The 24,877-nt window shown below is 27.9% G+C and carries 23 protein-coding genes and 1 riboswitch; of the genes, 9 read left to right on the forward strand and 14 right to left on the reverse strand.

Annotation, left to right across the window (positions count from 1 at the left end):
• Window positions 1-726 carry an SDR family NAD(P)-dependent oxidoreductase gene (locus tag ACN5J4_RS01555; RefSeq protein WP_418650413.1) on the forward strand — a complete coding sequence of 242 codons (726 nt, stop codon included), beginning with the start codon at window positions 1-3 and terminating at the stop codon, window positions 724-726.
• Here the strand turns inward: ACN5J4_RS01555 and priA are convergent.
• The 3 genes from priA to ACN5J4_RS01570 form a co-directional block, all read right to left on the reverse strand.
• Window positions 723-3,164 carry a replication restart helicase PriA gene (priA, locus tag ACN5J4_RS01560; RefSeq protein ID WP_418650414.1) on the reverse strand — a complete coding sequence of 814 codons (2,442 nt, stop codon included), beginning with the start codon at window positions 3,162-3,164 and terminating at the stop codon, window positions 723-725. The two genes, ACN5J4_RS01555 and priA, sit on opposite strands and share 4 nt — an antisense overlap.
• 368 nt (window positions 3,165-3,532) lie before the next feature.
• Window positions 3,533-3,751, reverse strand: a complete 219-nt coding sequence (locus ACN5J4_RS01565; RefSeq protein ID WP_418650415.1) for a VF530 family DNA-binding protein — start codon at window positions 3,749-3,751, stop codon at window positions 3,533-3,535.
• A 30-nt stretch (window positions 3,752-3,781) separates the two neighbouring features.
• Entirely contained in the window at window positions 3,782-4,327 is a 546-nt protein-coding gene (locus tag ACN5J4_RS01570; RefSeq protein WP_418650416.1) for a TlpA family protein disulfide reductase, read from the reverse strand.
• A 161-nt stretch (window positions 4,328-4,488) separates the two neighbouring features.
• Between ACN5J4_RS01570 and gcvT the strand changes: the two genes are divergently transcribed.
• Entirely contained in the window at window positions 4,489-5,571 is a 1,083-nt protein-coding gene (gcvT, locus tag ACN5J4_RS01575; protein WP_418650417.1) for a glycine cleavage system aminomethyltransferase GcvT, read from the forward strand.
• Window positions 5,572-5,789: 218 nt separating this feature from the next.
• Here gcvT and ACN5J4_RS01580 read toward each other — a convergent pair whose 3' ends face one another.
• From ACN5J4_RS01580 to ACN5J4_RS01595, 4 genes are read right to left on the reverse strand one after another with little or no spacing between them, the layout of a single operon-like run.
• A complete protein-coding gene (locus ACN5J4_RS01580; RefSeq protein ID WP_418650418.1) occupies window positions 5,790-6,896 on the reverse strand; it encodes an efflux RND transporter periplasmic adaptor subunit in 1,107 nt (368 codons plus the stop codon).
• A gap of 56 nt (window positions 6,897-6,952) precedes the next feature.
• Window positions 6,953-8,170, reverse strand: a complete 1,218-nt coding sequence (locus ACN5J4_RS01585; protein WP_418650419.1) for an ABC transporter permease — start codon at window positions 8,168-8,170, stop codon at window positions 6,953-6,955.
• Window positions 8,171-8,172: 2 nt separating this feature from the next.
• Window positions 8,173-9,402, reverse strand: a complete 1,230-nt coding sequence (locus ACN5J4_RS01590; RefSeq protein WP_418650420.1) for an ABC transporter permease — start codon at window positions 9,400-9,402, stop codon at window positions 8,173-8,175.
• Between the two features lies 1 nt (window position 9,403).
• The gene (locus tag ACN5J4_RS01595; protein ID WP_418650421.1) at window positions 9,404-10,090 is read right to left on the reverse strand and encodes an ABC transporter ATP-binding protein; all 687 of its coding nucleotides are present in this window, start codon (window positions 10,088-10,090) and stop codon (window positions 9,404-9,406) included.
• Window positions 10,091-10,241: 151 nt separating this feature from the next.
• Here ACN5J4_RS01595 and ACN5J4_RS01600 point away from each other — a divergent pair, with 151 nt between their 5' ends.
• Window positions 10,242-10,664: a thiol-disulfide oxidoreductase DCC family protein gene (locus tag ACN5J4_RS01600; protein ID WP_418650422.1), complete on the forward strand. Its 423-nt coding sequence runs from the start codon at window positions 10,242-10,244 to the stop codon at window positions 10,662-10,664.
• 97 nt (window positions 10,665-10,761) lie between these two features.
• On the opposite strand, the gene ACN5J4_RS01605 is transcribed toward ACN5J4_RS01600, so the two are convergent.
• Window positions 10,762-12,657, reverse strand: coding sequence for a TonB-dependent receptor plug domain-containing protein (locus ACN5J4_RS01605; RefSeq protein ID WP_418650423.1), 1,896 nt, complete (start codon window positions 12,655-12,657; stop codon window positions 10,762-10,764).
• A gap of 82 nt (window positions 12,658-12,739) precedes the next feature.
• Window positions 12,740-12,933: riboswitch (cobalamin riboswitch) on the reverse strand.
• Window positions 12,934-12,945: 12 nt separating this feature from the next.
• Window positions 12,946-13,884, reverse strand: a complete 939-nt coding sequence (locus ACN5J4_RS01610; protein WP_418650424.1) for an ABC transporter substrate-binding protein — start codon at window positions 13,882-13,884, stop codon at window positions 12,946-12,948.
• 99 nt (window positions 13,885-13,983) lie between these two features.
• On the opposite strand from ACN5J4_RS01610, the gene ACN5J4_RS01615 reads away from it, so the two are divergent.
• The 5 genes from ACN5J4_RS01615 to ACN5J4_RS01635 are packed head-to-tail and all read left to right on the forward strand — an operon-like array spanning window position 13,984 to window position 17,955.
• Window positions 13,984-14,487, forward strand: coding sequence for a bifunctional adenosylcobinamide kinase/adenosylcobinamide-phosphate guanylyltransferase (locus ACN5J4_RS01615; protein ID WP_233884770.1), 504 nt, complete (start codon window positions 13,984-13,986; stop codon window positions 14,485-14,487).
• A gap of 6 nt (window positions 14,488-14,493) precedes the next feature.
• Window positions 14,494-15,534 carry a nicotinate-nucleotide--dimethylbenzimidazole phosphoribosyltransferase gene (gene cobT / locus ACN5J4_RS01620; RefSeq protein WP_418650425.1) on the forward strand — a complete coding sequence of 347 codons (1,041 nt, stop codon included), beginning with the start codon at window positions 14,494-14,496 and terminating at the stop codon, window positions 15,532-15,534.
• Window positions 15,535-15,537: 3 nt separating this feature from the next.
• Complete coding sequence (locus ACN5J4_RS01625; RefSeq protein ID WP_418650426.1) at window positions 15,538-16,314, forward strand: adenosylcobinamide-GDP ribazoletransferase; 777 nt, start codon at window positions 15,538-15,540, stop codon at window positions 16,312-16,314.
• Entirely contained in the window at window positions 16,299-16,826 is a 528-nt protein-coding gene (gene cobC / locus ACN5J4_RS01630; protein ID WP_418650427.1) for an alpha-ribazole phosphatase, read from the forward strand. Before ACN5J4_RS01625 ends, cobC begins: the two co-directional genes overlap by 16 nt.
• Window positions 16,827-16,839: 13 nt before the next feature.
• Entirely contained in the window at window positions 16,840-17,955 is a 1,116-nt protein-coding gene (locus ACN5J4_RS01635) for an ABC transporter substrate-binding protein (RefSeq protein ID WP_418650428.1), read from the forward strand.
• A 125-nt stretch (window positions 17,956-18,080) separates the two neighbouring features.
• Here the strand turns inward: ACN5J4_RS01635 and ACN5J4_RS01640 are convergent, their stop codons facing one another.
• The 3 genes from ACN5J4_RS01640 to ACN5J4_RS01650 all read right to left on the reverse strand — a co-directional run bounded on the left by ACN5J4_RS01640 (window position 18,081) and on the right by ACN5J4_RS01650 (window position 22,469).
• Complete coding sequence (locus ACN5J4_RS01640; RefSeq protein WP_418650429.1) at window positions 18,081-18,689, reverse strand: alpha-ketoglutarate-dependent dioxygenase AlkB family protein; 609 nt, start codon at window positions 18,687-18,689, stop codon at window positions 18,081-18,083.
• 63 nt (window positions 18,690-18,752) lie between these two features.
• On the reverse strand, window positions 18,753-19,949 hold the full coding sequence (locus tag ACN5J4_RS01645) for a hypothetical protein (RefSeq protein WP_418650430.1): 1,197 nt from the start codon (window positions 19,947-19,949) through the stop codon (window positions 18,753-18,755).
• A gap of 72 nt (window positions 19,950-20,021) precedes the next feature.
• A complete protein-coding gene (locus ACN5J4_RS01650) occupies window positions 20,022-22,469 on the reverse strand; it encodes a M1 family aminopeptidase (RefSeq protein WP_418650431.1) in 2,448 nt (815 codons plus the stop codon).
• 290 nt (window positions 22,470-22,759) lie between these two features.
• On the opposite strand from ACN5J4_RS01650, the gene ACN5J4_RS01655 reads away from it, so the two are divergent.
• Window positions 22,760-23,638, forward strand: coding sequence for an IS982 family transposase (locus ACN5J4_RS01655; protein ID WP_418650432.1), 879 nt, complete (start codon window positions 22,760-22,762; stop codon window positions 23,636-23,638).
• Window positions 23,639-23,954: 316 nt separating this feature from the next.
• On the opposite strand, the gene ACN5J4_RS01660 is transcribed toward ACN5J4_RS01655, so the two are convergent.
• Together ACN5J4_RS01660 and ACN5J4_RS01665 are read right to left on the reverse strand one after the other, a co-directional pair.
• A complete protein-coding gene (locus tag ACN5J4_RS01660; RefSeq protein WP_418650433.1) occupies window positions 23,955-24,452 on the reverse strand; it encodes a DUF4252 domain-containing protein in 498 nt (165 codons plus the stop codon).
• 25 nt (window positions 24,453-24,477) lie between these two features.
• A complete protein-coding gene (locus ACN5J4_RS01665; protein WP_418650434.1) occupies window positions 24,478-24,723 on the reverse strand; it encodes a hypothetical protein in 246 nt (81 codons plus the stop codon).
• Window positions 24,724-24,877: the final 154 nt, after the last annotated feature.

Here is a 24,877-nt window from a genome sequence, read left to right on the forward strand (position 1 = left end):
ATGAATATTATAATAATAACTGGCGGAAGTAAAGGAATTGGAAAAGCATTGACTAAAAAATATGCTTCTAAAAATTATCAGGTAATTTCTTTAGCAAGAACTTCATCCGAAGTAAAAAATGTAGAACATATTTCTGTTGATTTATCTGACATTAAAGCAACTGAAAATACATTTAAAACACTTTTAACAACAATAATCAATCAGAAAATTACTTCAATTACGTTAGTTAATAACGCTGGAAGATTAGGTAAAATAGCTAATCTAGAAAACTTAGAAGCAAACGACATTTCTAAATCTATTCAATTAAATACTATTACACCACTTATTTTATCAGGTTTATTTATCAAAAAAACAGCACAATTAACCTGTAAAAAACAAATTATCAATATTTCATCTGGCGCAGCCAAAAAACCATATCAAGGTTGGAGTGTTTATTGTACATCAAAAGCCGCAATTGATATGATGACAAAAACTATTGCTTCTGAACAATCGGAAATAGAAAATGGTGTAAAATGTGTGGCAATTTATCCAGGTGTTGTAGCTACTGATATGCAAACACAAATCAGAGATACAAAAAAAATCAACTTTAAAAATGTACAGCGTTTTATCGATTTAATGAAAAATAAAGAATTATATACGCCTAATTTTGTGGCAAATACTATTTATAAAATAGATATTGATAATAAATTAAATAGTGGTGATATTGTTGATATTAGAAACTTTTAATACGCATCTACATCCATAATAAAACGGATAGACTTAAAATCTTTAACCCCTTCAAAAGTATTTTTAACTTTAAGTATTTGTTCTTTTGTTTTTCCTAATGATTGTTTTGGCGGAATTTTAATAACCAAGTTTTTTATATATAAATTTCGAACACGAGATACCGCTGGTGTTGTTGGACCTAATACATTTTCTCCAAAAACATTTTGCAACGATTTTGTTAACCAATTTACCCCTGTTTCAACACGCAAATTATCTTTATGTTTTAATGTTATTTTAATTAACCTATAATACGGTGGATAATGAAACTGCCAACGTTCTTGCAATTGTTCTTTATACATTTGGCTATAATTAGTTGTAGAAACTTGCTGCAATATTTGATGATGTGGATTATAGCTTTGTATAGCTACGTTACCTTGTTTTTTACTACGTCCTGCCCTACCCGATACTTGAACCATTAATTGATACGCACGTTCATGTGCTCTAAAATCTGGAAAATTTAACATAGAATCAGCACTTAAAATACCTACTAATGATACGTTTTCAAAATCTAATCCTTTTGATAACATTTGCGTTCCTACTAAAATATCTATTTCTTGAGCTTCAAAAGCACCAATTATCTTTTGATATCCATATTTACCACGTGTGGTATCTAAATCCATTCTTCCGATATTATGATTAGGAAATAGTGTTTTTAACTCTAACTCAATTTGTTCTGTTCCAAAACCTTTTGTATCAAGGGTTGTACTACCACAAGCACCACAATTATTAGGCATAGCGCGTTGATAATTACAATAATGACATTTTAATTCTCTTCTAAATTTATGAAATGTTAAGCTTACATCGCAATTTGGGCACTGTGGAGCAACTCCGCAAGTAGTACATTCAACAACAGGAGAAAAACCACGGCGATTTTGAAATAAAATTACTTGCTCTTTGACCTCTAAAGCATCATTAATCATTTTTAATAAACGATCTGAAAACAACCCTTTCATTTCCTTTTTTCGTTGCTTTTCTTTTACATCAATTAATTCAATTTTTGGAAGCTGAATATTTCCAAAACGTCGGGTCAATTCAACAAAACCATATTTATGTTGTTTCGCATTAAAATAACTTTCTAATGATGGGGTTGCTGAACCTAATAACACTTTTGCTTTATGTAAATATCCTAAAACAATGGCTGCATCACGAGCGTTATATCTTGGTGATGGTTCAAATTGTTTATAAGAGGTTTCATGCTCTTCATCAACCACTATTAAACCTAGGTTTGAAAAAGGTAAAAAACCAGATGAACGAGCTCCTAAAATAATTTGTGCTTTTGGTTTGTTTTCTAATACATTATTCCAAACCTCTACACGTTCATTCATTGAATATTTTGAATGAAATACAGATATAAAATCGCCAAAATAACGTTGCAATCTGGCAATTATTTGAGTTGTTAAAGCTATTTCTGGTAGTAAAAACAATACTTGTTTTCCTTCTGCAACAACTTCTTTTATTAGTTTTACATAAATTTCTGTTTTTCCTGAACCTGTAACTCCGTGTAATAATGTTACGTTTTGAGTTTCGAAAGATGTTTTAATTTCGTTAAAAGATTGCTGTTGAAACTCATTTAATTCTTTTATTTGATTGGTTTCTCCTTTAAAATTGATTCTATCTGTTTTAATTTGATAAAACTCAAAAATTTCTTTATCAACTAATGCTTTTAATATTGATGATGATACGCCTGATTTTTCTTCTAATTCTTTTGCTTTTATTGGTTTTTTAGAAGTTGCTAATTGAAAATAAGTAAGTACTGCTTCTCGTTGCTTTTTTGCTCTTGAGAGTTCTTCTAGTAATTTTTGAAGCGCTTCATTAGATTGATGTATTGTATTTAAACGAACATATTTTACTAATTTTGGTTTATAGGTTTCATAAATTTCTTCTTTTATAAAAGCAACTTGTTTATGCATTAATGCATCAATAATAGGCAAAACTGTTTTTTTACCTATTATATTAGCTACTTCATGAATTGTTAATTGAGAACTATTTTGTAGCGCTTCAAAAATTAAAAATTCTTCATCTGTTAAAGAAGTTTCATCTGTGAAAGTTTCATTTTTATAAATAATAGTTTCACTTTCTAGCATAAATGCCGATGGCAGTGCCGCTCTATAAACATCACCTAACGAACACATGTAGTAACTCGAAATCCATTGCCAATGTTTTAACTGTGGCTCAGTTACAATAGGGCGTTCATCTAAAATTTGATGAATATCTTTTGCTTTATATAATTCAGGTGCATTTTTATGAATATTAAACACTAACGCTGTGTAAATTTTACTTTTACCAAATGAAACGGCTACTCGCATTCCTTTTTTAAGAAACAAATATTCTGCTTCATTTACAGAGTAAGTAAATGTTTTTTGTAGTGGAATAGGTAATATAACGTCGATGAAATACATGGTAACTTCGAGTAATTTTTCAGTTGAAATGAGTAAAATATATCGTATTTTTTTTTATTTTACTATTGATACACCTTTATTTTAAGAACCTTTTTTAATAAGTAGCAAAAAATTGAACGTATCAAAACTACACAAAAATCACTAGATCTTAATTAGAAAAATGCATGAATTTATATTATACTTCTATAAAAAAACACCTCAACAATTCAAAAAAATATGTAAGGTGTTGTTATGCTTATATTATATAACTATTTTTATAAATTAGTAACAATGCCTAGCCCCGATTGCAGCAATTGTTTAAGGGCTGTTTTTTATTTTTTTCAAAAAAAAGCGAGTGCTAAAAGCGGGTAATAGCTTCAAATAGTTTTTTAACTTATGTAGTCTAAATATAATTTTTCAACTTTAGCTCTTGCCCAAGGGGTTGTTCTTAAAAATTTTAACCCTGATTTATAAGTAGGGTTATTTTTAAAAGCATTTATCTTTAAAATTTCTCCTAATTCTTCCCAACCATATTCTAAATATAGTTCTTCTAACATGGTTGCTAATTTTATTCCGTGAAGCGGATTATTTGGTTGCTGTTGGCTCATATTTTATGTAAAAAAGCAAAAATAAAGTTTCTACTTGATTAATTGATCTAATAACGCTCTAACTTTAGTACTATTCCAATTTGCAGCTCCCTTTTTAGCTGTTACTATATTTCCTTGCTTGTTTATTATATAAGTTGCTGGTATTGATGTTGCTTTTAATTCGTGAGGTGGATTACTTGAATTTGTATATGTTGGTAGGTTATACTGGTTTTTAGTATAATATTTATCAACAGTGTTCCAGTTTTCATTAGTTACAAGAATAAATGTTACTTGATTTTTATAATCATTATATAGTTTTTGAATACTAGGCATTTCAGCAATACATGGCGGACACCAAGTTGCCCAAAAACTAATAAAAACAACATTGTTTTTAGTGCTATTAAAGTTTATATCAGAAGTATTTAGCCCTTTTAAATTCCAATTATAATGTTTTAACTTAACACTTTTTTCTGTTTTAATTATAGCTGGTGAAAAAGAAATTAATCGTATAAAATAAACTTTTGTTGGTGGGTATAGCAATAATAATATTATTGTTATAAATATAATATTAGTGATGTTTTTTTTAGTAAATCTCATTTGTTTAATTTTAAAAAAATAAATATAGTACTCTTGGGTATAAATTAAACAACATTAACATAATTTTAGGTAATAAATCATTAAAATATTAACCTTAATTAGGCTATTTATTTGTCATTTTTTCAATATTTTAGCAACACTTTAAAACAAACAATTTTAAAATGAAAAATACTGCATTAACACATATTCATGAAGCTCTAGGTGCTAAATTAGTTCCTTTTGCTGGTTATAACATGCCTGTACAATACGAAGGTATTAATATAGAACACGAAACAGTTAGAAAAGGGGTTGGAGTTTTTGATGTAAGTCACATGGGTGAGTTTTTCTTAAAAGGAGAAAATGCTTTGGCTTTAATTCAAAAAATTGCCACAAATGATGCTTCTAAATTAACACCTGGTAAAGCACAATATAGCTGTATGCCAAATGCGGATGGAGGAATTGTAGATGATTTAATTATTTACATGATTGCTGAAAATGAGTATATGTTGGTTGTAAATGCTTCTAACATTGAAAAGGATTGGAATTGGATTTCTAAGCATAATGATTTAAAAGTTGAAATGGAAAATCGTTCTGATGACTGGTCTTTATTAGCTATTCAAGGGCCTAAGGCTGTAGAAGCTATGCAATCGTTAACATCTGTAAACTTATCAACTATTAAGTTTTATACATTTGAAATTGCTGATTTTGCAGGAATTCCTAACGTAGTAGTTTCTGCTACTGGTTATACTGGTTCAGGTGGATTTGAAATTTATGTAAAAAATAAAGATGTTGAACAACTTTGGAAAAAAGTTTTTGAAGCGGGTGCTGATTGGGGAATTAAACCTATAGGTTTAGCTGCTCGTGATACTTTACGTTTAGAAATGGGTTATTGTTTATATGGTAATGATATTGATGACACAACGTCTCCTTTAGAAGCTGGTTTAGGTTGGATTACCAAATTTACAAAAGACTTTGTAAATGCTGAAGCTTTAAAGGCTCAAAAAGAAGCTGGTGTTACTAAAAAATTAGTAGCTTTTGAATTAACTGAGCGTGGTATTCCTCGACATGACTATGAAATAGTTGATGCTCAAGGTGCTGTAATTGGTCGTGTTACTTCTGGAACTATGAGTCCTTCTTTAGGAAAAGGAATTGGTTTAGGATACGTTACTAAAGAAAATTCAAAATTAGATTCTGATATTTTTATTCAAGTTCGTAAAAAACAACTAGCTGCAAAGGTGGTTAAATTACCTTTTTACAAAGGATAATTTTAAAATAATTAAATGTAAAAAGCAACTCTTAAGAGTTGCTTTTTTATTTTATATAATATGTAAAATTATTTGAAGTAATTTCCCGCTTTTAGCACTCGCTTTTTTAAAAAAAAATCAACTATATTATCATATAAAATTAAATTGCAAGCACTTTTTGTTATTTTTCATATTGTAAAATAGTCACTACTAACTTAGTAAGTTAAATAAAAAAACTGTTAATTATCTTCTTTATCATCTTCTGATACTTTATTCCAAATTTTAATTTCATCAGTAACTGTTAAACCATCTAATACCTCAACGTAAATTCCGTCTGATATTCCTAAAGTAATATTTTTTCTTTCAAACTCTTGATTACCTATTTTTAATTCAACATATGGTTTTTCAGTTTTTTTATCAAACTGTAATACCGCTTCTTTTACAGACAGTACACTATCTTTTTTTGCTAATATAATTTCAGCATTTGCACTATACCCTGCTCTAATAAAATGAGCATCATCTAAAGCTACAGCTGCTTTAATTTTAAACTGTACCGCTCCGCCTTCATCAGTACCTTTTGGGGCTATAAAATTTAAGACTGCTGGAAAATTTTTATTTTCTATTGCTCCTATTGCAACAGTTATTTTTGTTCCTTTTACTAATTTACCTACTTCTGATTCATCTACCTTACCTTCAAAAATCATTTTTGTCATGTCAGCAATACGCGCAATTGTAGTACCTGCATTAAAATCGTTTGCTTGTGTAACTTGATATCCCTTTTTAACAGGAATTTCAACAATCATACCTGATGTAGTTGCCCTAATACTAGTATTAGTTGCAGTTCCTAAACCTATTGTTGTTCCTTTTTTTATAATATCCATATCAGATTTAGCGTTTGCTAATAATAAATTGGCATTATTATAAGTTAATTCAGCATTTTCAAATTCTTGACGAGAAATTACCCCTTTATTAAATAATTTTTTGTTTCTATCAAATTGTACTTTTGCGTTATTAAATGATAATTGTGCATTTTTTACACTACCGTTTGCTCTATTTAAAGAAGCTATATTTGGTACAACTCTTACTGTTGCTATTAAATCTCCTACTTTTACAATGCTTCCTTCTTCTACTAAAATTTTATCTACAATGCCTGCTATTTGAGGCTTAATTTCAACTTCTTCTAAAGGAACAACTTTACCAGTTGCTACTGTTTTTTTAATAATAGTAGTTTTAATTGGTTTTTCGGTTTCGTATTTTATAGGAGAGGCGTTATTTTTTATACCAAACCATACAAGTACCATTGCTAATGCTAACAATATTGAACCAAAAATGAGTATTTTTTTCATTTGTATATGTTTATATGCTTGTTGTTAAATTTATTTTTTTCAACTATACTATTTTGTTATTCTTCTCTTAATGCTTCAATAGGTTGAATTATTGTTGCCATATAAGCAGGTATAAACCCTATTAAAGTTCCTAAAGTTATTAAAATCATGTAGGCTATTAATACTATAGGAATATCAACTGTTGGGTTAGTTAATAAATCTAAAGTATCAATAACCATTAAAATTACTCCTCCTGCTATAATACCTAAAGATCCTGCTAATAGAGTTAAAAATACCGATTCTAAAATAATTTGTTGCCTAATTTTTAAAGGGGTAGCTCCTAAAGCTCTACGAATACCTATTTCTTTTGTACGTTCTTTTACTGTTATTAATAAAATATTTCCAATAGCAAAAACCCCAGCTATTAAAGTGGCAATACCTACAAACCATGTTAAAAATTGCATTCCTGTTAAAAAACCTGTTACTTTTGATATTTCTTTTCCTAAATTAAAACCATTGAAAGCTCTATGATCATCAGGATGAATTTTATGAAGGATTTTTAATAATGATTTTACCCTTGTTTCTACTTTTACAATATCTGAAGTAGACTTTGCTGTTACCACCATCCATTCAAACTTATTCCCTTTATTATAAACTAATTTAAAAGTACTAAAAGGAATATGAACGTTCGTTGATCCTTCAAATCGACTAGGTTTATAAATACCTATTATCTTATACCCTATATTATTTATTTTTAAATAAGTACCTAACGCTTGTGCTGCTTTATCATATAATTGTTTATAAACTTCAGTACTAATAACACATACTTTTTTATTGTTATTAATATCATTTTGATTAATAAAACGTCCTTCCGTTAAGTTTTTCTTTTGAATTTTATCTAACAACGGATAATCTCCATAAATAGTAAGATTTGCTGTTTTTAAACCATTAACAACTAAACCTACTGTTAAATTTCTAGGTACTACAAATTCAATACCTTTAATTTCCTCTCTAATTTTATCAACATCATTAGTTGTTAATGTTATTTGTCTTCCTTTTTGAAACCCTTTAAATGCTTTTGAAGTTTTACCTCCTGTCATAAAAAAACTATTCGTAGCAAAATTTCCAAATAAATTATTAAAACCATTTTCAATTCCTTTAGCAGCTCCTAACAAACCTACCAATAGTAAAATTCCCCAAAAGGCACCAAAAATAGTAATTACTGTTCGTGTTTTATTTTTACGAATACTTTCGTAAATTTCTTGCCAACTATCTTTATCAAATAAAAAATTCATACTTAATCTGCCCTTAAAGCAACTATTGGTTTAATACTTGCCGCCCTTTTAGCAGGTAAATACCCTGCAATAACTCCTGATAAAATTAATGTAATAGTAGCTCCAATAACAACTGGTGTTGAAACTCCTGGGTTTAAAATAAAATAGTCTTCTAAACTAGGTGCCACTACTTTTAAAATACCAATACCTAAAATTAAACCCAAATAACCTGATAAAGTAGTTATAAAAATAGCCTCTAACATAATCATAGATATAATTGTTTTTGGTGTTGCTCCTACAGCTTTTCTAATACCTAACTCCTTAGTACGTTCTTTTACGATATAAACCATAATATTACTAATTCCTACCACACCAGCAATTAAGGTACCTAAACCTATAATTAAAATCAAAACACTTAAAACAACCATCATTGTTGCTACTTTTTTATTACTTTCTGCATAATTATTTACCAAAATAGCTCTTTGATCATCAGGTGATACTACATGTTTTTTATTTAATGCTTTATGCATTTTAGTACTAAAAGCAATAGCTTGATTAGCACTTAAAATAGGGTTGTAAGTTATTCCAAACATTTCAATATAATCATTACTACCATATACTTGTTGCATAGTAGTAAATGGTATATATATAAATCGTTCATCAGTATCACCACCCGAATCAGAGAAAACGCCTATTATTTTATATGTTAATCCATCAATATTTAACAACTTTCCGTATGCTGGAATTTCACCAAATAAATCTTTAACCACCATACGCCCTAAAACAACAACTTTACTTTTTTGATTGATATCTCTTATGTTTAAAAAACGCCCTACGGTTACAGTGGCCGACTCTAAAAAGTCATATTTAGGATAAACACCTCGTATAGTATAAGTATCTTCTGCTGTTTTATAAACTACTTTTGCTGTTCTTTTCAAATACGGACTTATCATTTGAATTTGATCAGCATATTGTTTTTTTAAAAATTCAAAATCATCATTTTTAAACTGAATTTTACGCCCAATTTGATTTCCTTTATATGCTTTTGCTGTTATATTTGACTCTATATATATAGAATTAATAGCATCTTTAGCAAATTCATTTTTAAAAGTATTTTGAAGCCCATTGCCAATACCAAAAAGTAATGTAAATAATAAGATTGCAAAAGCTACGGTGAAACCAGAGAGTATTGATCTTAATTTATTTTTACTAATGCTTTGAAATATTTCTCTCCAACGATCTAAATCAAACATATTAACTCATTTTTGATGTTAGCTTATCACTAATAATAACACCATCTTTTAAGCGAACTATTCTTTTAGTTTGTGCTGCAACTTCTTCTTCATGAGTTATAACAAAAACGGTCATTCCTTCATTATTAATCTCTGTTAATAAATGCATAACAGAATCTGTTGTTGTAGAATCTAAAGCTCCTGTAGGCTCATCTGCTAAAACAACTTTAGGTTTTGTAACCAAAGCTCTAGCAATAGCTACACGCTGTTTTTGTCCTCCAGAAAGCTCATTTGGTAAATGATTAGCCCAATCCTTTAACCCTACCTTTTCTAAATACTCTAAAGCTACTACTTTTCTTTCTTTTCTAGAAACTCCTTTATAATAAAGTGGTAATGCTACGTTTTCTAATGCTGTTTTGTATGATATTAAGTTAAATGATTGAAAAATAAAACCTAAAAACTTGTTTCGTAAAAGAGCTGCTTTTGTTTCATTTAAATTTTCAATTAACTCACCATTTAAATAGTATTTTCCTTCATCATGTGTGTCTAACAAACCTACAATATTTAATAAGGTAGATTTTCCTGATCCTGATGATCCCATAATTGAAACAAATTCACCTTCTTTTATATGTAAATCTAATCCTTTTAAAACATGAAGTGAGTCTTTTCCAATTGGGTAAGACTTATGTAGGTTTTCTATTCGAATCATTAGGTGCATTTATTTTGACTCTAAAATAAATACTAACACTTTGTTTATTACTAATTTTATGTTAAATGATTATTTTCTTTAGCTTAAAGAGCTAATTTTTTATATATTTTAAAACAATATGCTATTTTTTTTTATTTAAATAAAATAAGTAATGCAAAAAACAATCCCTTTAACTAAAAACAAAAAAATAATATTGTTTGACGGAGTTTGTATTTTATGTAATACTGCTGTTTTAAAAGTTATAAAATTTGATACTAAAAATCAATTTGTCTTTGCAAGTTTACAATCTGATATCGGAAAAAAAATAACAACGCATTTAGGTATTAATACTTCTAAAATTGATTCTATTATTTTATATGAACCTAAAATTGCTTATTATATAAAATCTACGGCTGCTTTAAAAATTATGGCTTCTTTTGGAGGTTTTTGGAATTTAACTATTATTTTAAAGTTTATTCCAGAAGGTTTTAGAGATTATTGTTACGATTTTATTGCAAAAAACAGGTACAAATGGTTTGGTAAAAAAGAAACTTGTATAATTCCTACCAAAGAAATAAAAGAAAAATTCTTATAAACAAAAAATCCCACTTAATAATTAAGTGGAATTTTTTATTTATAAACTTACTTTTGATAAATTTATAATCGGGGGATTTTTATTTATTAATATTCGTTTAAAAGTTAAAACCAACTCCTATTTTAAAGTTTCTTCCTTTAGTTGAATATCCTAAAACTTCTTGATAATCTTCATTTAAAATATTTGTTACATCAAACATTACATTAATATTATCGTTTAATTTATGATTTATTGAAAAATCTAATAATGAGTATGATTCTAAAGTAGTATTTACACTTGGCCAAGATCTAAAATCTGTATCATCTCTATCGCTAACAAACTGATAATTTACACCTACGTTTGTAGACTTATACATATAATTTACACCTGCATTAACTTTATGCTTAGGTATTCTAATTGCTATAGCATCATTTTCTGTAAATGCATAATTAGCATTTAATTGTAAACCTTTTAAAATATTATAATTTGCAGAAAACTCGACTCCTTTAACAGTTGTATCTCCAAAATTAGCCATTTTATAAGTAGTTGAATTATAAGCTATAATATTATCTACATCTCTATTAAAATATACTGCATTTAATACTAACGAGTTTAATTTATATTCTAAACCCCCTTCGTAAGTAGTACTTTCTTGTGGATTTAAATCAATATTACCATATGAAGCATATAATTCTTGTACCGATGGTGCTAAAAATGCAGTACTATATGATGCTAAAAACTTAAGATAACCATTACTTTGCTTTAAAGTATATGATGGATTTAAGTTATAAACAAAATGATTACCATATTTATTATGATTATTTAATCGTACACCAGCATTAAAGTTTACACCATAATCAGAAACATAAACAGCATTTACATAAGGATCTATTAATGTTGATTTAGGTTTTTCTGCATAAACTGTTTTTGTTAACTCAGTTCCACCAAAAGGAATAGCAAAAGTTTCAATACTATTATCTTGATAATTAACCCCTGCTAATAAATAAAAGTTATTAAGTTTATGTTTAACAAAAGCATCAACAATATAATTTTCTCCATTACTTTTTCCTGGGTATGATGTTTGAGTTCTATCAGTTTTATACTCACTATATGCTGCATTAATATGAATACTACCGTTTCCATAATTATATTCAGGTGAAACACCTACCCTATAACTTACATCTTCAGAAAATTCATTTCCATCAGCAAAAGCACCTGTATCATAATTATTATCAAAAGAGTTATAACTACCAAAAGCTTTAACAGAAAAACGATTATCGAATTTATATCCTACTTTCAAATTAGTTGCAATTCTTTGAAAAGGGTCTTTATTAAACTCAACATTCTCATTTTCTGATTCAGCTTGAGAAAAACCATTCGATTTTAATGCTGAAAAACCTACTAAATAATCAAACTTATTAACCTTACCATTAATAGTTGCATTACTCTGAATAACAGTACCGTTTTTAGAATCTTGTGAATTATCAGTTCCTACTAATAATGCTAAATCAGTATTTACAGCACCACTTTTTGCTTCTTTTAACGTAATATTTATTACAGCAGTTGTTGCTCCTGAACCATAAAGTGTACTTGCAGCACCCTTAATAATTTCTACAGATTCTACTGCATTTAAATCTAAAAGTCTTAAATCATAACCACCTGAAGCACCTGCTGGATTAGCAACCTGTACTCCATCAATTAAAACAACAACTTCTTTAGTTTTACCACCTCTAACAAAAAAACCTAAGTCTTTTCCACTAGAACTTGTATTTCCGTTAATTTCAATACCAGCAACTGTATTAATTAAATCAACTAAGTTTTTACCTTGATTATTCTGTATAGTTTCTGCCGTAATTTGGTGAACAACTTTACCAGAATTTTCTCTTTTTAGCTTAAATCTAGAATCAGTAACTACTACTTCACCTAATGCAATTGTTTTTTCTTTTTGCTGTGCATTAATTTGTAATGCAAAAGCTGTTACTAAAACACTTAAAGAAAGTACTCTTTTTTTCATTTTTTAAATGATTATAAAATTTATAATATCGAGAAAAATTAAAGCGTAGAAAACCCACACTCAAACCTTTATCCCGAAAGTTTGAATTATTTAAAATATAGGCAGGTCTCCTGGCTTGCGTCTTGTAATTTGTCTTCCCATTTAAAAAACAGTGACTTAAGAGTAATTACAAGCTTAATAGCTTACAGTTGCGGGAACAGCTTCGGTATTTAACCGAATTCCCTTTTAATTTGATGTTACAGATGAAACATCAAAACCTAAAATTTTGCGCAAATTTATGCTATTTTATTAAGAATCTAGCATCAATAAATCATTATAGTTCGAAAACTTAACAGTAAGCTCACTTGATACCTCAAAATAATTCGGATGAATCATTGCTGCTAAACACTCAATACCATCGACTAAAGTACTTGCTGATGATTGTGTAAACATGGCAAAATCAGCAATAAAAACCTGTTTATTTTTAACCGCTTTTAATGATTTCCATTCTGGTTTATCTTCTAAAAATCGCATATCTTCCATTGTTTGTGAAATTCCGTAGCCACACGGAGCAATTATTAATATCGCTGGATTATATTTTACAATTTTATCCCAAGAAATAACAATACTATCTCCTGACGGATGCGATAATAAATCAATACCACCAGCATAACCTATTTGATGAGGAATCCAATGTCCGCAATTAAACAACGGATCAATCCATTCTAACAACATTACACTTTTAGATTGTATTCTGTTTGCTCGTTGTGTATCGACTATATTGTAAATACGGTCTTTAAGTTTTTGTACATATTTAATTCCTACCGATTCTTTTCCCATTGCTTTGGCTATGGTTAAGGCATTCTCAAAAACATCGTCTAAAGAATTTGGAGTTATAGAAATTAATATTGGTTGTTTCGCTAATTTATAAGCAGATTTTGCAACAGATTCTGTATCTATTTGACAAACATCACATACATCTTGCGTAAAAATAATATCTGGAGCAATACTTTCTAAAACAGGTTCATCAACATAATACAGCGTACCTCCTTCTGCTTTTGTTTTAGAAAAAATGGTATTAATTTCATCACTAGTTAAAGTTTGTCCTTCTAACTTATATTTAACAGCTACCTGTTTTTCTTTTAGTGCAATTGCAGGACATTCAAATGTTACACCGTCTAAATATTCTTGTAACCCCATATCATAAATCATCTGGGTTACTGCTGGCATAAATGAAGAAACTTTCATGAAAATATATTTTAAGTAGCTAAATTACATAGTTATCAAGTATTATTCTCTTTTTCTAAAAAATGTTTACAATCTTTGCCGTCAATTTATTTCTTTACTATGATGTATTATATCTCTGGCGGAGAACGTTCAGGAAAAAGTAGCTATGCGCAACAATTAGCAGAATCATTATCTAACAATCCTTATTATTTAGCAACTTCAAGAATTTGGGATGCCGATTTTAAAAAACGTGTAGACAGACATATTTCTGATAGAGATGAGCGTTGGACTACTATTGAAGAAGAAAAAAACATTAGCAATGTTATTCCTAAAAATGCAACTGTCGTTATTGATTGCGTTACTTTATGGTTGACTAATTTTTATTTAGATACTAAAAATGATGTTCAAGAAAGTTTAACACTAGCAACTAATGAAATTGACAAACTAGTTGAAATTGATGCAACTATTATTATCATATCTAATGAAATAGGAATGGGTTTACATGCCGATACTCAAATTGGCAGAAAATTTACTGAATTACAAGGATGGGTAAATCAATATATTGCTAAAAAAGCAGATAAAGCTACATTTATAGTATCTGGTTTACCATTAACTTTAAAATAAAAACACATGCACGCTACTAATATAACCCCACTTTCAGACACGCTAACAACAGCACTTAAAGATAAAATTGATTTTAAAACAAAGCCGATTGGCTCGTTAGGAGTTTTAGAAGAAATTGCCTTACAAATAGGGCAAATTCAAAACAGCCTTACTCCTACTTTATCAAAACCAAGTATTGTTGTTTTTGCTGGTGATCATGGAATTGTAAAATCAAACCCTGTAAGCCCTTATCCGCAGGAAGTAACACAACAAATGGTGTTAAACTTCTTAAATAATGGAGCTGCAATTAACGTTTTTTGTAATCAGAATGATATCAATTTAAAAATTGTTGATGCAGGTGTAAATGCTGATTTTGAACCAAACATCAATTTGATATCAGCAAAAATAGCTAAAGGAACAAAAGATTATAGTATTGAAAAAGCAATGACCACAACCGAGTGTTTATTAGCTTTAGATAAAGGAAAAAAACTAGTTACAGCATTACATAAACAAGGAACAAATACTATTGGTTTTGGTGAAATGGGAATTGGAAACACTTCTGCGGCTTCGTTATTAATGAGTTATTTTACTGATATTTCTATTGAAAATTGTGTTGGAAAAGGAACTGGTTTAGATGCTACTGGAGTTCTTAAAAAAGCTGATATTCTTAAAAATGCACTTAATTTACATCAAAAAAACATTAAAAACCCAATAGATGCTTTGGCTACTTTTGGTGGTTTTGAAATTGTAATGATGTGCGGAGCTATGTTAGAAGCAGCATCTTTAAAAATGACCATTTTAGTAGATGGATTTATTGTTACTTCGGCTTTATTAGCTGCACAAGCTATCAATAAAAATGTTTTAGATTACTGTATTTTTTGCCATACATCAGGCGAACAAGGTCATGAAAAAATGTTGCAATTTTTAAATGCAAAACCACTCTTAAATATTGGTTTACGTTTAGGCGAAGGAACTGGTAGTGCTATTGCTTTTCCTATTGTAAAAGCAGCGGTTAGTTTTTTAAATGAAATGGCAACTTTTAAAAGTGCCAATATATCTGAAGCTTAATTTATGAAAAATCAAATTCATTATTTTTTAACTGCTGTCTTATTTTTCACGAGAATTCCTTGTCCTAAATGGGTAAATCATTCTCCTGAAATTTTAAATAAAAGCAGTCGTTATTTCTCATTAGTTGGTATTATTATTGGTGCAATTTCTGCCGCTGTATACCTTGGAGCTTCGTTTCTTTTTAGCCCAAGTATAGCTATTGTACTTAGCATTGTTGCTTCTATTTGGACAACAGGTGCTTTTCATGAAGATGGTTTTGCTGATGTATGCGACGGTTTTGGTGGCGGATGGACGAAAGATAAAATTTTAACCATCATGAAAGATTCTAGATTAGGAACTTATGGTGTTGTGGGAATTGTTGCGCTTTTATCAATAAAAACATTAAGTTTATACGAACTATTACAATTCAATAATTCGATTAAAACAATTCCTTTAGTATTGATTTCTGGACACGCAATTAGCCGATTTACAGCAACTATTTTATTGTACACTCACGAATATGTAAGAGATATTGATACTGCTAAAGTAAAACCTACCACTCAAAAAATGAGTACAAAAGCACTAATTATTTCTGGTTTCTTCGGAATAGTACCACTTGTATTTTTTAAAGATATTAGAGTATTTGCAGTACTAATTCCTTTGTTTTTAACGTATTTATATATGGGAAGTTTTTTCAAAAAATGGATTGGCGGACAAACTGGCGATTGTGCTGGTGCATTGCAACAAGTATCCGAAGTTATTTTTTATTTATCAATAATAATTATATGGAAATTATTTTAGTCAGACATACGACTCCAAATATTGAAAAAGGAGTTTGCTATGGGCAAGCAGATATTGGTGTTATTGATACTTTTTTAGAAGAAGTACCCCCAATTTTAAAAGAAGTTCCTGTAAAGGATTCCGAAACCGTTTATTATTCAAGCCCTTTACAACGATGTAAATTATTAGCAAAACAATTATCTGATACTATTATTTTTGATGATAGATTAAAAGAACTCGATTTTGGAGATTGGGAACTTAAAAAATGGGATGATATCAATAAACCTGAGTTAGATATTTGGATGAACGATTTTGTAAATATTACGGTTACTAATGGCGAATCTTACATTGATTTACACATTAGAACTGTTCAATTTTTAAATGATATTAAAAAGCTAAAAAAACAACGAGTTGTTATTGTTACGCATGCTGGAGTAATCAGAAGTTTGTGGGCTTATCTAAACAATATTTCTTTAGAAAATTCTTTCGATTTAAAGTTAAAGTACGGAGATATTATAAAATTTACACTATAATTCAATCATCAAAATGAAACATTTTTTAATACTTATTATTCTTTCATTGTTTTTTATCCAATGTAAAACATCAGAAGAAAAAGACATCAAAAAAATAATAACAAACCAAAGCACTATTAAATATGCAAAAGGTTTTGATATTATCACTGAAAATAATCAGAAAAAATTAATCATTAAAAAAGTATTTCAAAACTCTAAAAAACAATTTGAATTTACATTGACCAATAAAACAGATATTTCTAAAAATCAACTAAAAATTCCTGTTGAAAAATTAGTCGTTACTAGCACCACACACATACCGATGCTAGAACTTTTAAATAGTGAAAATAAATTAGTCGGATTTCCACACGCTAAATATATTTCATCAGAAAAAACAAGAAAAAGAATTGAAAACGGAAAAATAGTTGAACTTGGTATGGAACAAAGCATGAATACCGAAAAACTAATGGATTTACAACCCGAATTAGTTGTTGGTTTTTCTTTACATCCAAATAGTAAATTATACGAAAACATTAAAAAAGCGGGTATTCCTGTTGTTTTTAATGGCGATTGGCTAGAAGAAACGCCTTTAGGAAGAGCTGAATGGATTAAATTTTTTGGTGTACTTTTAAATAAAGAAAAACAAGCCGACAGTATTTTTAATGCAATTGAAAAAAATTATTTAGAAGCCAAAAAAACAGCTAAAAAAAGCACCAATTATCCAACAATTTTATCTGGAAGTATGTTTAAAGAAGTTTGGAATGTTCCTGGAGGAAATAGTTTTATTGCTACTTTTTTTAAGGATGCACATTTAAATTATCTTTGGAAAGAAACCAAAAGTACAGGAAGTTTACAACTAAGTTTTGAAAGTGCTTTAGATAAAGGTAAAAAAGCTGATTATTGGATTGGTTGTGGCTTATATGAAACAGAGGAACAATTATTAAATGCCAATAAACATTATAAAGAATTCGATGCTTTAAAAAACAAAAAAACTTATACTATTGGTACAAAAAAAGGAAAAACTGGCGGACTTATCTATTTTGAATTAGCACCAATCAGACCTGATTTAGTTTTAAAAGATATCATCAAAATTACAAATCCAGAAGCGTTACCTAATTATCAGTTAACATTTTTTGAAAAGTTAAAATAACTATTTGAAGCTATTTCCCGCTTTTCACACTCGCTTTTTTTAAGAAAAATAAAAAAGAGCTCAAACAAATGCTACAATCGGGGCTAAAACATTTACTAAGTTAATTTTTAAGCTAAAAATTGCTATTATTTTTTTATTGTTCTAAAAGTTAAATTAATTCTTGGTCTATGCACTTTTTTTGTTCGTGGTAAACTATGTAACCAATGCTTTTGAGTTTCATCCTTCATTACTAATAACGATCCGTGTTGTAAAATTTTATAAACAGTTTCTTTAGTATCTTTATGTTTAAATCCAAATTTACGTTCAGCACCTAAACTTAAAGAAGCTATTGCTCCATTTTCTTTTAAATCCTTTTCTCCATCACTGTGCCAAGCCATTCCCTCCGAACCATCATGATATAAATTTAATAAACATGAATTATATGTTTCATTAGTTTCCTTTTCTATCAACAATTTCAAAGCTATTAATTCTTTCGTAAAAATTAAAGCCGTTTTAGTAGTATTAGAGTATGAATACTCAAAATAACTATTAGCATACCAAGCTACTTTTCGTTTTGTTATTACTTGTTTACCAAAAATAATAGCTTTATCATTTTGCCAATTAATAGTATTTAAAAAACTTTTATAATAAAAATCTGCTTTTGCTCTCGATAAAACAACTCCATAATAAAACACCTTACCATTTTTTGACAGTAAGTTTTTTGGGGTTTTATCAAATTGTGAAAATAAATCCATAAATTATAAAAATAAAAAAACTCCTGTTGTAAACAGGAGTTTTAAATTAAAAACTTATACCTTTTAATTTCTAAATTGATTATGTGTAATAATATTTTTTAATTTTTCTTTTAAATCAGTACCTGTATCATATACCATTTGTTCGTTAGAAGGAAAACTTACTGATTTTAAATTAGTTAAATCAAAAAAAGATTCCTCTAAAGCTCTTCTATCTCCATCATAATTAGCATAAACATGCTCAAAAACAAACTCACTTTGAATAGGAAAACTTTCTAGTAATTGATTTGTTGAATTATCAAAATATTTTACAACTCCTGAAACGCTACTACTTTTAAATTGTGTAAAACGATATAATTGACATCTAATAATTTTAAAATTATCTACTTTTATTTTATTACCCAAACTATCTTTTACATGAATTCCTTTGTTATTTTTTAAATACTTAAACCCATCTTTAAGTTGTTTTTCTTTTATAATTTCTTTTTCATGAATTTGCTCTGGAGAAATATCAATACTTCTAATATTTAACTCTAAATCAAAATCATATGTAATTTGACTATTTTTATTAGAGTGGTACACCGTCCATAAATTATTTAACCCATACGTATCCATTGCTAATAAATCATCCTCTAGCCTTCTTGGTATAATTTGATTTGTTTCATTTGTTACTGATAAAAAAACATAATCAGTTCCCTTAAAATGAGACTCTTCAATTAGCTTATTGGTATTTTTATAGTTTGGACTTATTTTATTTAAAAAGCTAAAAGCATCAAAAGCTTTTCTGTAATTCATTTTATTTTGATATCCAGATTTTAGTAATGTAACAGCATTATTATACAAATAATTAGTATAGTTATTTTTTGCTTGAATAATTTTATTATCATAATTTATGATATTAAATGGTACATTTTCACCCGTTGAAATATTATGCAAAGGCAATAAAGGTTTAATTTTTTCTTGCCTGTTTTTTAAACGATTATAAAGTGTATAAATAGTTTGTAAATTTGCCGAATTATTTTCTTTTTCTAAATATGATATTTTTGCTAAGTCTCTATCCGTTGCCTTTTTAAACGCATTATAAAGCATTGGTACATATGCCTGGTTTTTTTCTTTAAACTTATTTTTAGCTAAATTTTCTACAGATAATGATATTGCTTTATCATAATCACCAGAATTAAGGGCTTTTTCAGTAGTTTTAATACTATTGCAAGAAAATATTATAAGTGTTATAAAAAACAGTAGTAACGTAGTTTTTTTCATGAGGTTTAAATTTCGTTAGGAAAAGCAATAAATATACCAATAACAGATATCTTTTTATTTTTTTGAACTAATTTACTCTAATAATTTAGCCATAGCTGTTTGAATAATTTCAATATTTTTTGTTTTATTAGATAAGTTCTCACTTTTTTGTTTCTGTACAATTTGTCGTAGCAAATTTACCCCTACTTTATCAAAATTATATTGTTTGTATTGAATTCCTTTAGTTACAATATCATCTACTAAATTTTGAATAGCTAGGGTATTGTTACTTATAGCTATTTTATCATATGCTTTTTTATACAATGATTGTGTATTTTTATCTTGACTTAAAAACATACCAGACATTACATTTCCTGCTATAAAAACAAGTTCATCTTCATCTTTTTCATCCAAATAAATACGTGTTAAAGGAGTAGCTATAATTTCTTTTACAGCAACAGGTAATGTTTTAGATTTTCGAATTGCCAAGTTTTTGTCAATATAATACATAGCTACTAATGATTTGCCTAAAACAGTATAAGATTTACTTTCTAAACCTTTTTCAAAAACCGATTTTAACTCAGGATCTGTTAATTTACCTAAAGTCTCAATAGCTGCTGCTTTTACTAATGTTTTAGAATCGTTTATAGCTATTTCAGTTATTCTTTCTATAACTCTTTTTTTAACATTTTTATTTACTAAGTTAATATTCTCTAAAGCTAAAATTCTAATTTTATAAAAAGCATCATCCATTGCATTAGCAATGGCATCAAAAGCTTTTTTATCATCTTGTTTTTTTGCAACCTCTATTAAAGCTTCTTTTTTATGCTGGTAATTGTCAGCATATTTTAACTGATAAATATAATCACTTAATACTTTATTTTCTAATATATCACATAACAACACTCCATCTGCATTTACTTGTATTAAAATAGGGTGTTCTATAAAAGAAAATGTAAAAGAAGCGTCTTTAGCTTCTATAAAAACATTGTGGCGTGTTGGCTTTTCACCTTCAAAAATATCAATAGCAAAAGGAAATTTAAATTCATTTTGCTGAGTTTGTCTAATATTAACCGTTACGGTTTTTCGTAATTTATTAAAATCGTAAGAAATTTCTAACTTCGGATGACCACTATTAAAATACCATTGATTAAAAAACCAATTTAAATCTTTTCCTGTAACTTCTTCAAAAGCTAAACGCAATTGATGTGCTTCTGCTGTACTGTATTTATTGCTTGTTAAATACTTGTTTAATCCTGCGTAAAATGCTTTATCACCTAAATAATTACGCAACATATGTAAAATTGCACCACCTTTATTATAGCTAACTGCATCAAACATATCTTCTTTATCTTGGTAATTAAATCGCACTAAATGTTTATCATAATTTTGTCCATTTTTATACGCTTGAACATCTTCTAATAAATGTGCATCAGCAGCTTGTTTTCCGTATTTATACTCTTGCCATAAATACTCGCTATAATTAGCAAAACTTTCATTAATAGTTAAATTACTCCAACTCTCAGCGGTTACTAAGTTACCAAACCAATGATGAAAAGCTTCATGAGCAATAGTGTTTTCTTGTACATTCTCATCTATTAACTGTCCTGGTACTTGATAGGCTTTTTCGCTATGAATTACTGCTGTTGTGTTTTCCATAGCTCCACTTACATAATCTCTACCTACAATTTGGGCATATTTATTCCACGGATATTCAACACCTGTAATTTTAGAAAAGAAGCCTAACATTTCAGGAGTATTTCCAAAAATTTCTTTTGCGTAAGGCTCGTATTTTTTTTCTACATAATAATCAACAGGAATATTTTTGTAATTATCTCTTATAACTTCATATTCTCCTACTCCCATAAAAAATAAATACGGCGCATGTTTTTGTGTAAAATTCCAATAATCAGTACGAGTACCGTTATTGTTGTTTTGTTGATTTTCTAATTTCCCGTTAGACAGCGTAATATATTTATCAGGAACCGTAATGTATAACTCTTGTGATGTTTTTTGATTTGGAGAGTCTATAGTTGGAAACCAGCAACTACTTGCTTCGGTTTCGCCTTGAGTCCAAACTTGTGTTGGTTTATTTTTATCTAAGCCTGTTGCATTGATAAAATATAAGCCTTTTGCGGCAGTAATAGCTGTACTTCCTTTTTGTTGTACTTTTTCAGGACGAGCCGTATATTTTATATAAATTGTAAACGCTTCACTTTTTTGATAAACACGTGGTAAGTTTATTATCAACTGATAATTATCATATTTAAAATCTAATTTTTTATTATTCATTGTTATTTGATGAATAATCATAGCCTTAGCATCTAAAGTAACTTTATCAGTTTGATAAAAATGTGGTTTTAACGTTAACCACTCTTCTCCATTTAATTGTTGATCATTAAAGTTAAAATCAACTTTTAATTTGGTATGAATTAAATCGTGAATTTTATCTTTCTCTGCTCTATAAATATTACTAGATTGTGAAAATAGTGTTAGTGATAAAAAAAAAGTTAATAACGTAAGTGCTTTTTGAAATTTCATAAATATCTACTTGTAAACCTCAAAAATAAGAAAATCTATTTGGAGGCTTGTTAATGAGTCGTTAAAAAGAAAGAACCATTATTATAATGATGATATTTAAATTAAAAAAACGTAGTCTAGTAAAATTAAACCTTAATAGCGCCTTATTAAACTAAAACAATGATTAAAAGTAATTAATATTTTTAAAAAAATAACTCAATAACCCGTTGTGCATTTAGGATGATAAGTTAAAAAAGTTGTACAACCTGTTAATTAACAGTAAATTGTAGTTATCACACAACAATTTTAATATGCATAACTTTCAAGCAAATTACGACAAAATTCTGCAAGTATTAAATAGTATAGAATCAAAAAATTCCTTTTTAGTTCAAATACGTAAACCTAAACTCTCCGATAAAGAGTTGATTTCTATAAATCTAACCTCTGAATATATGGGTATAGACAGTGAATCTCAATTATTTAGAATTTTACCCCCCTCATTATTAAACAAAATAGAGCGTTCAGTTTACAACCTAAGAAAGCGTAAATTATTTTACGCTCAAGACCAAATTCGTAAGAAACTGACACATCATTTTCATGAATTTGAAAATTATTTTATTGTGAACAGTATGCCTTTAGAAGTTTGCAAATTATCAAGAGCTTCTCGAAGTAAAATCTGTAGAGAGTCATTTAAAAATAGTCCTAATAGTGGTTATTGTGCAAGTCAATCTATGCGCTATTTTGGATATAAATTACATGCTGTTTGTTCTGTTAATGGAGTCATTGAAAATTTTGATTTATCAAAAGCTTCTGTTCATGATATTCATTATTTAAAGGATATTAAAAGTCAAATGAAAAACTGTGTTTTACTTGCCGACAAAGGATACCTATCTTCTAAATATCAACTTGATCTATTTACTCATAGCAATATCAAAATTGAAGTTCCTATGAGGAAAAATCAACATAATTACAGCAAGCAACCTTATATATTTAGAAAGTCTAGAAAAAGAATTGAAACCTTATTCTCACAACTGTGTGATCAATTTATGATTCGCAGAAATTATGCTAAATCTTTTGATGGTTTTAAAACTAGAATATTATCTAAAATTACAGCAATGACAATAATTCAATTTATTAATAAATTCCATTTTGGTAGAAATATCAATAATCTAAAAATTAATATTGCCTAAATGCACAAAGGGTATCAATTATTTTTTTATTCTCAATATCTACAAACCATTATTTTGAACTTAAAAGACCTTTTTCTTTAATGATTAATTTTTTTCTTCTCGTTTTTGTCTTAGTTTCATTTTTAAGCATATTGAAACTAAGAAATATAAAATCAATAGCAGTTTAGTCCTTTAATTCAAGTTTTTTAATTTAGTTAGTAAACTTATATTAACTCTTAGGCAAAATAACGCAAAGATAACCTCGGTTCAATAGCTTAGTGTTTTAGTAATAATACTTCTTATTACTCTTATAAATAAACTTTATTTTTAGCTAATTTTATTTAGAAAAAGTATCCGATATTTTAGACATTTTATTAATATCAATAGTTCCTGTTAGAGATACAATCACTGATTCTGGATTTTCTTTTTTAGTATTTTTATCTTTTATAAACATTAGCACTTCACTTACATAATTTTTATTACTAGTAGATTTTACATAAATTTTAACACGTGAATTTTTATCATTTACGCGCATTAATGCTACTAATTTATTTTTACTTACAGCTAACTTTACCATGTTTTCCATTTTAGCAGCAATAGTTATATTTTGTGTCGAAAACATTTTTAACTCCTCTAAATCTTTAATCATATTAAAAAGTTCCATTGCTTCATTATCATCTGAATTTACATTAAATTTTGATAAAATTTCAAAGGCATCTTTATTTACAATAACTGATGAAACTTCTTCTATATTCTCTAGAGAATCAAACATAGATTGACCAAAACTTAAGCTCGTTGTTATTATAAAAATAAATAGTATTATTGTGTTTTTCATGTTTATTATTTTTATTATTTTTAAATTATTTTAAAGTATTTATTACTTTTGTTACTGTTTTTGTATATATACTTAAATGCTGTAAAGCATTGTTTCCTTTATTTAAATTAACAGAAACTAACTTTAAAACTTTTGTTACCTCTGCTATTTTTTTTCGTTGCTGATTTTCTTTATACTTGTTAAAAACCATAAACAAAATAAATAAAAAAACAAATAAAAAAATGGCTAAAAATTGTCTATTTTTTTTTGACTTTTTTTCTATTTTATCCATGTGTAAGTTTTTATCCTTATTATTTTTAATATAATTAATTGACTTTAAATCAATATATTTTATCTAAATATTTATTTTATTGCAAATGCAATGCCAATTTATTAATAAACACCATTTAAACAGGTATCATTTTAATTCAAAAAATATTTTCTTT

This window comes from Tenacibaculum aestuariivivum, from assembly GCF_964507685.1.
In the GTDB taxonomy this organism is placed as follows: domain Bacteria; phylum Bacteroidota; class Bacteroidia; order Flavobacteriales; family Flavobacteriaceae; genus Polaribacter; species Polaribacter aestuariivivum.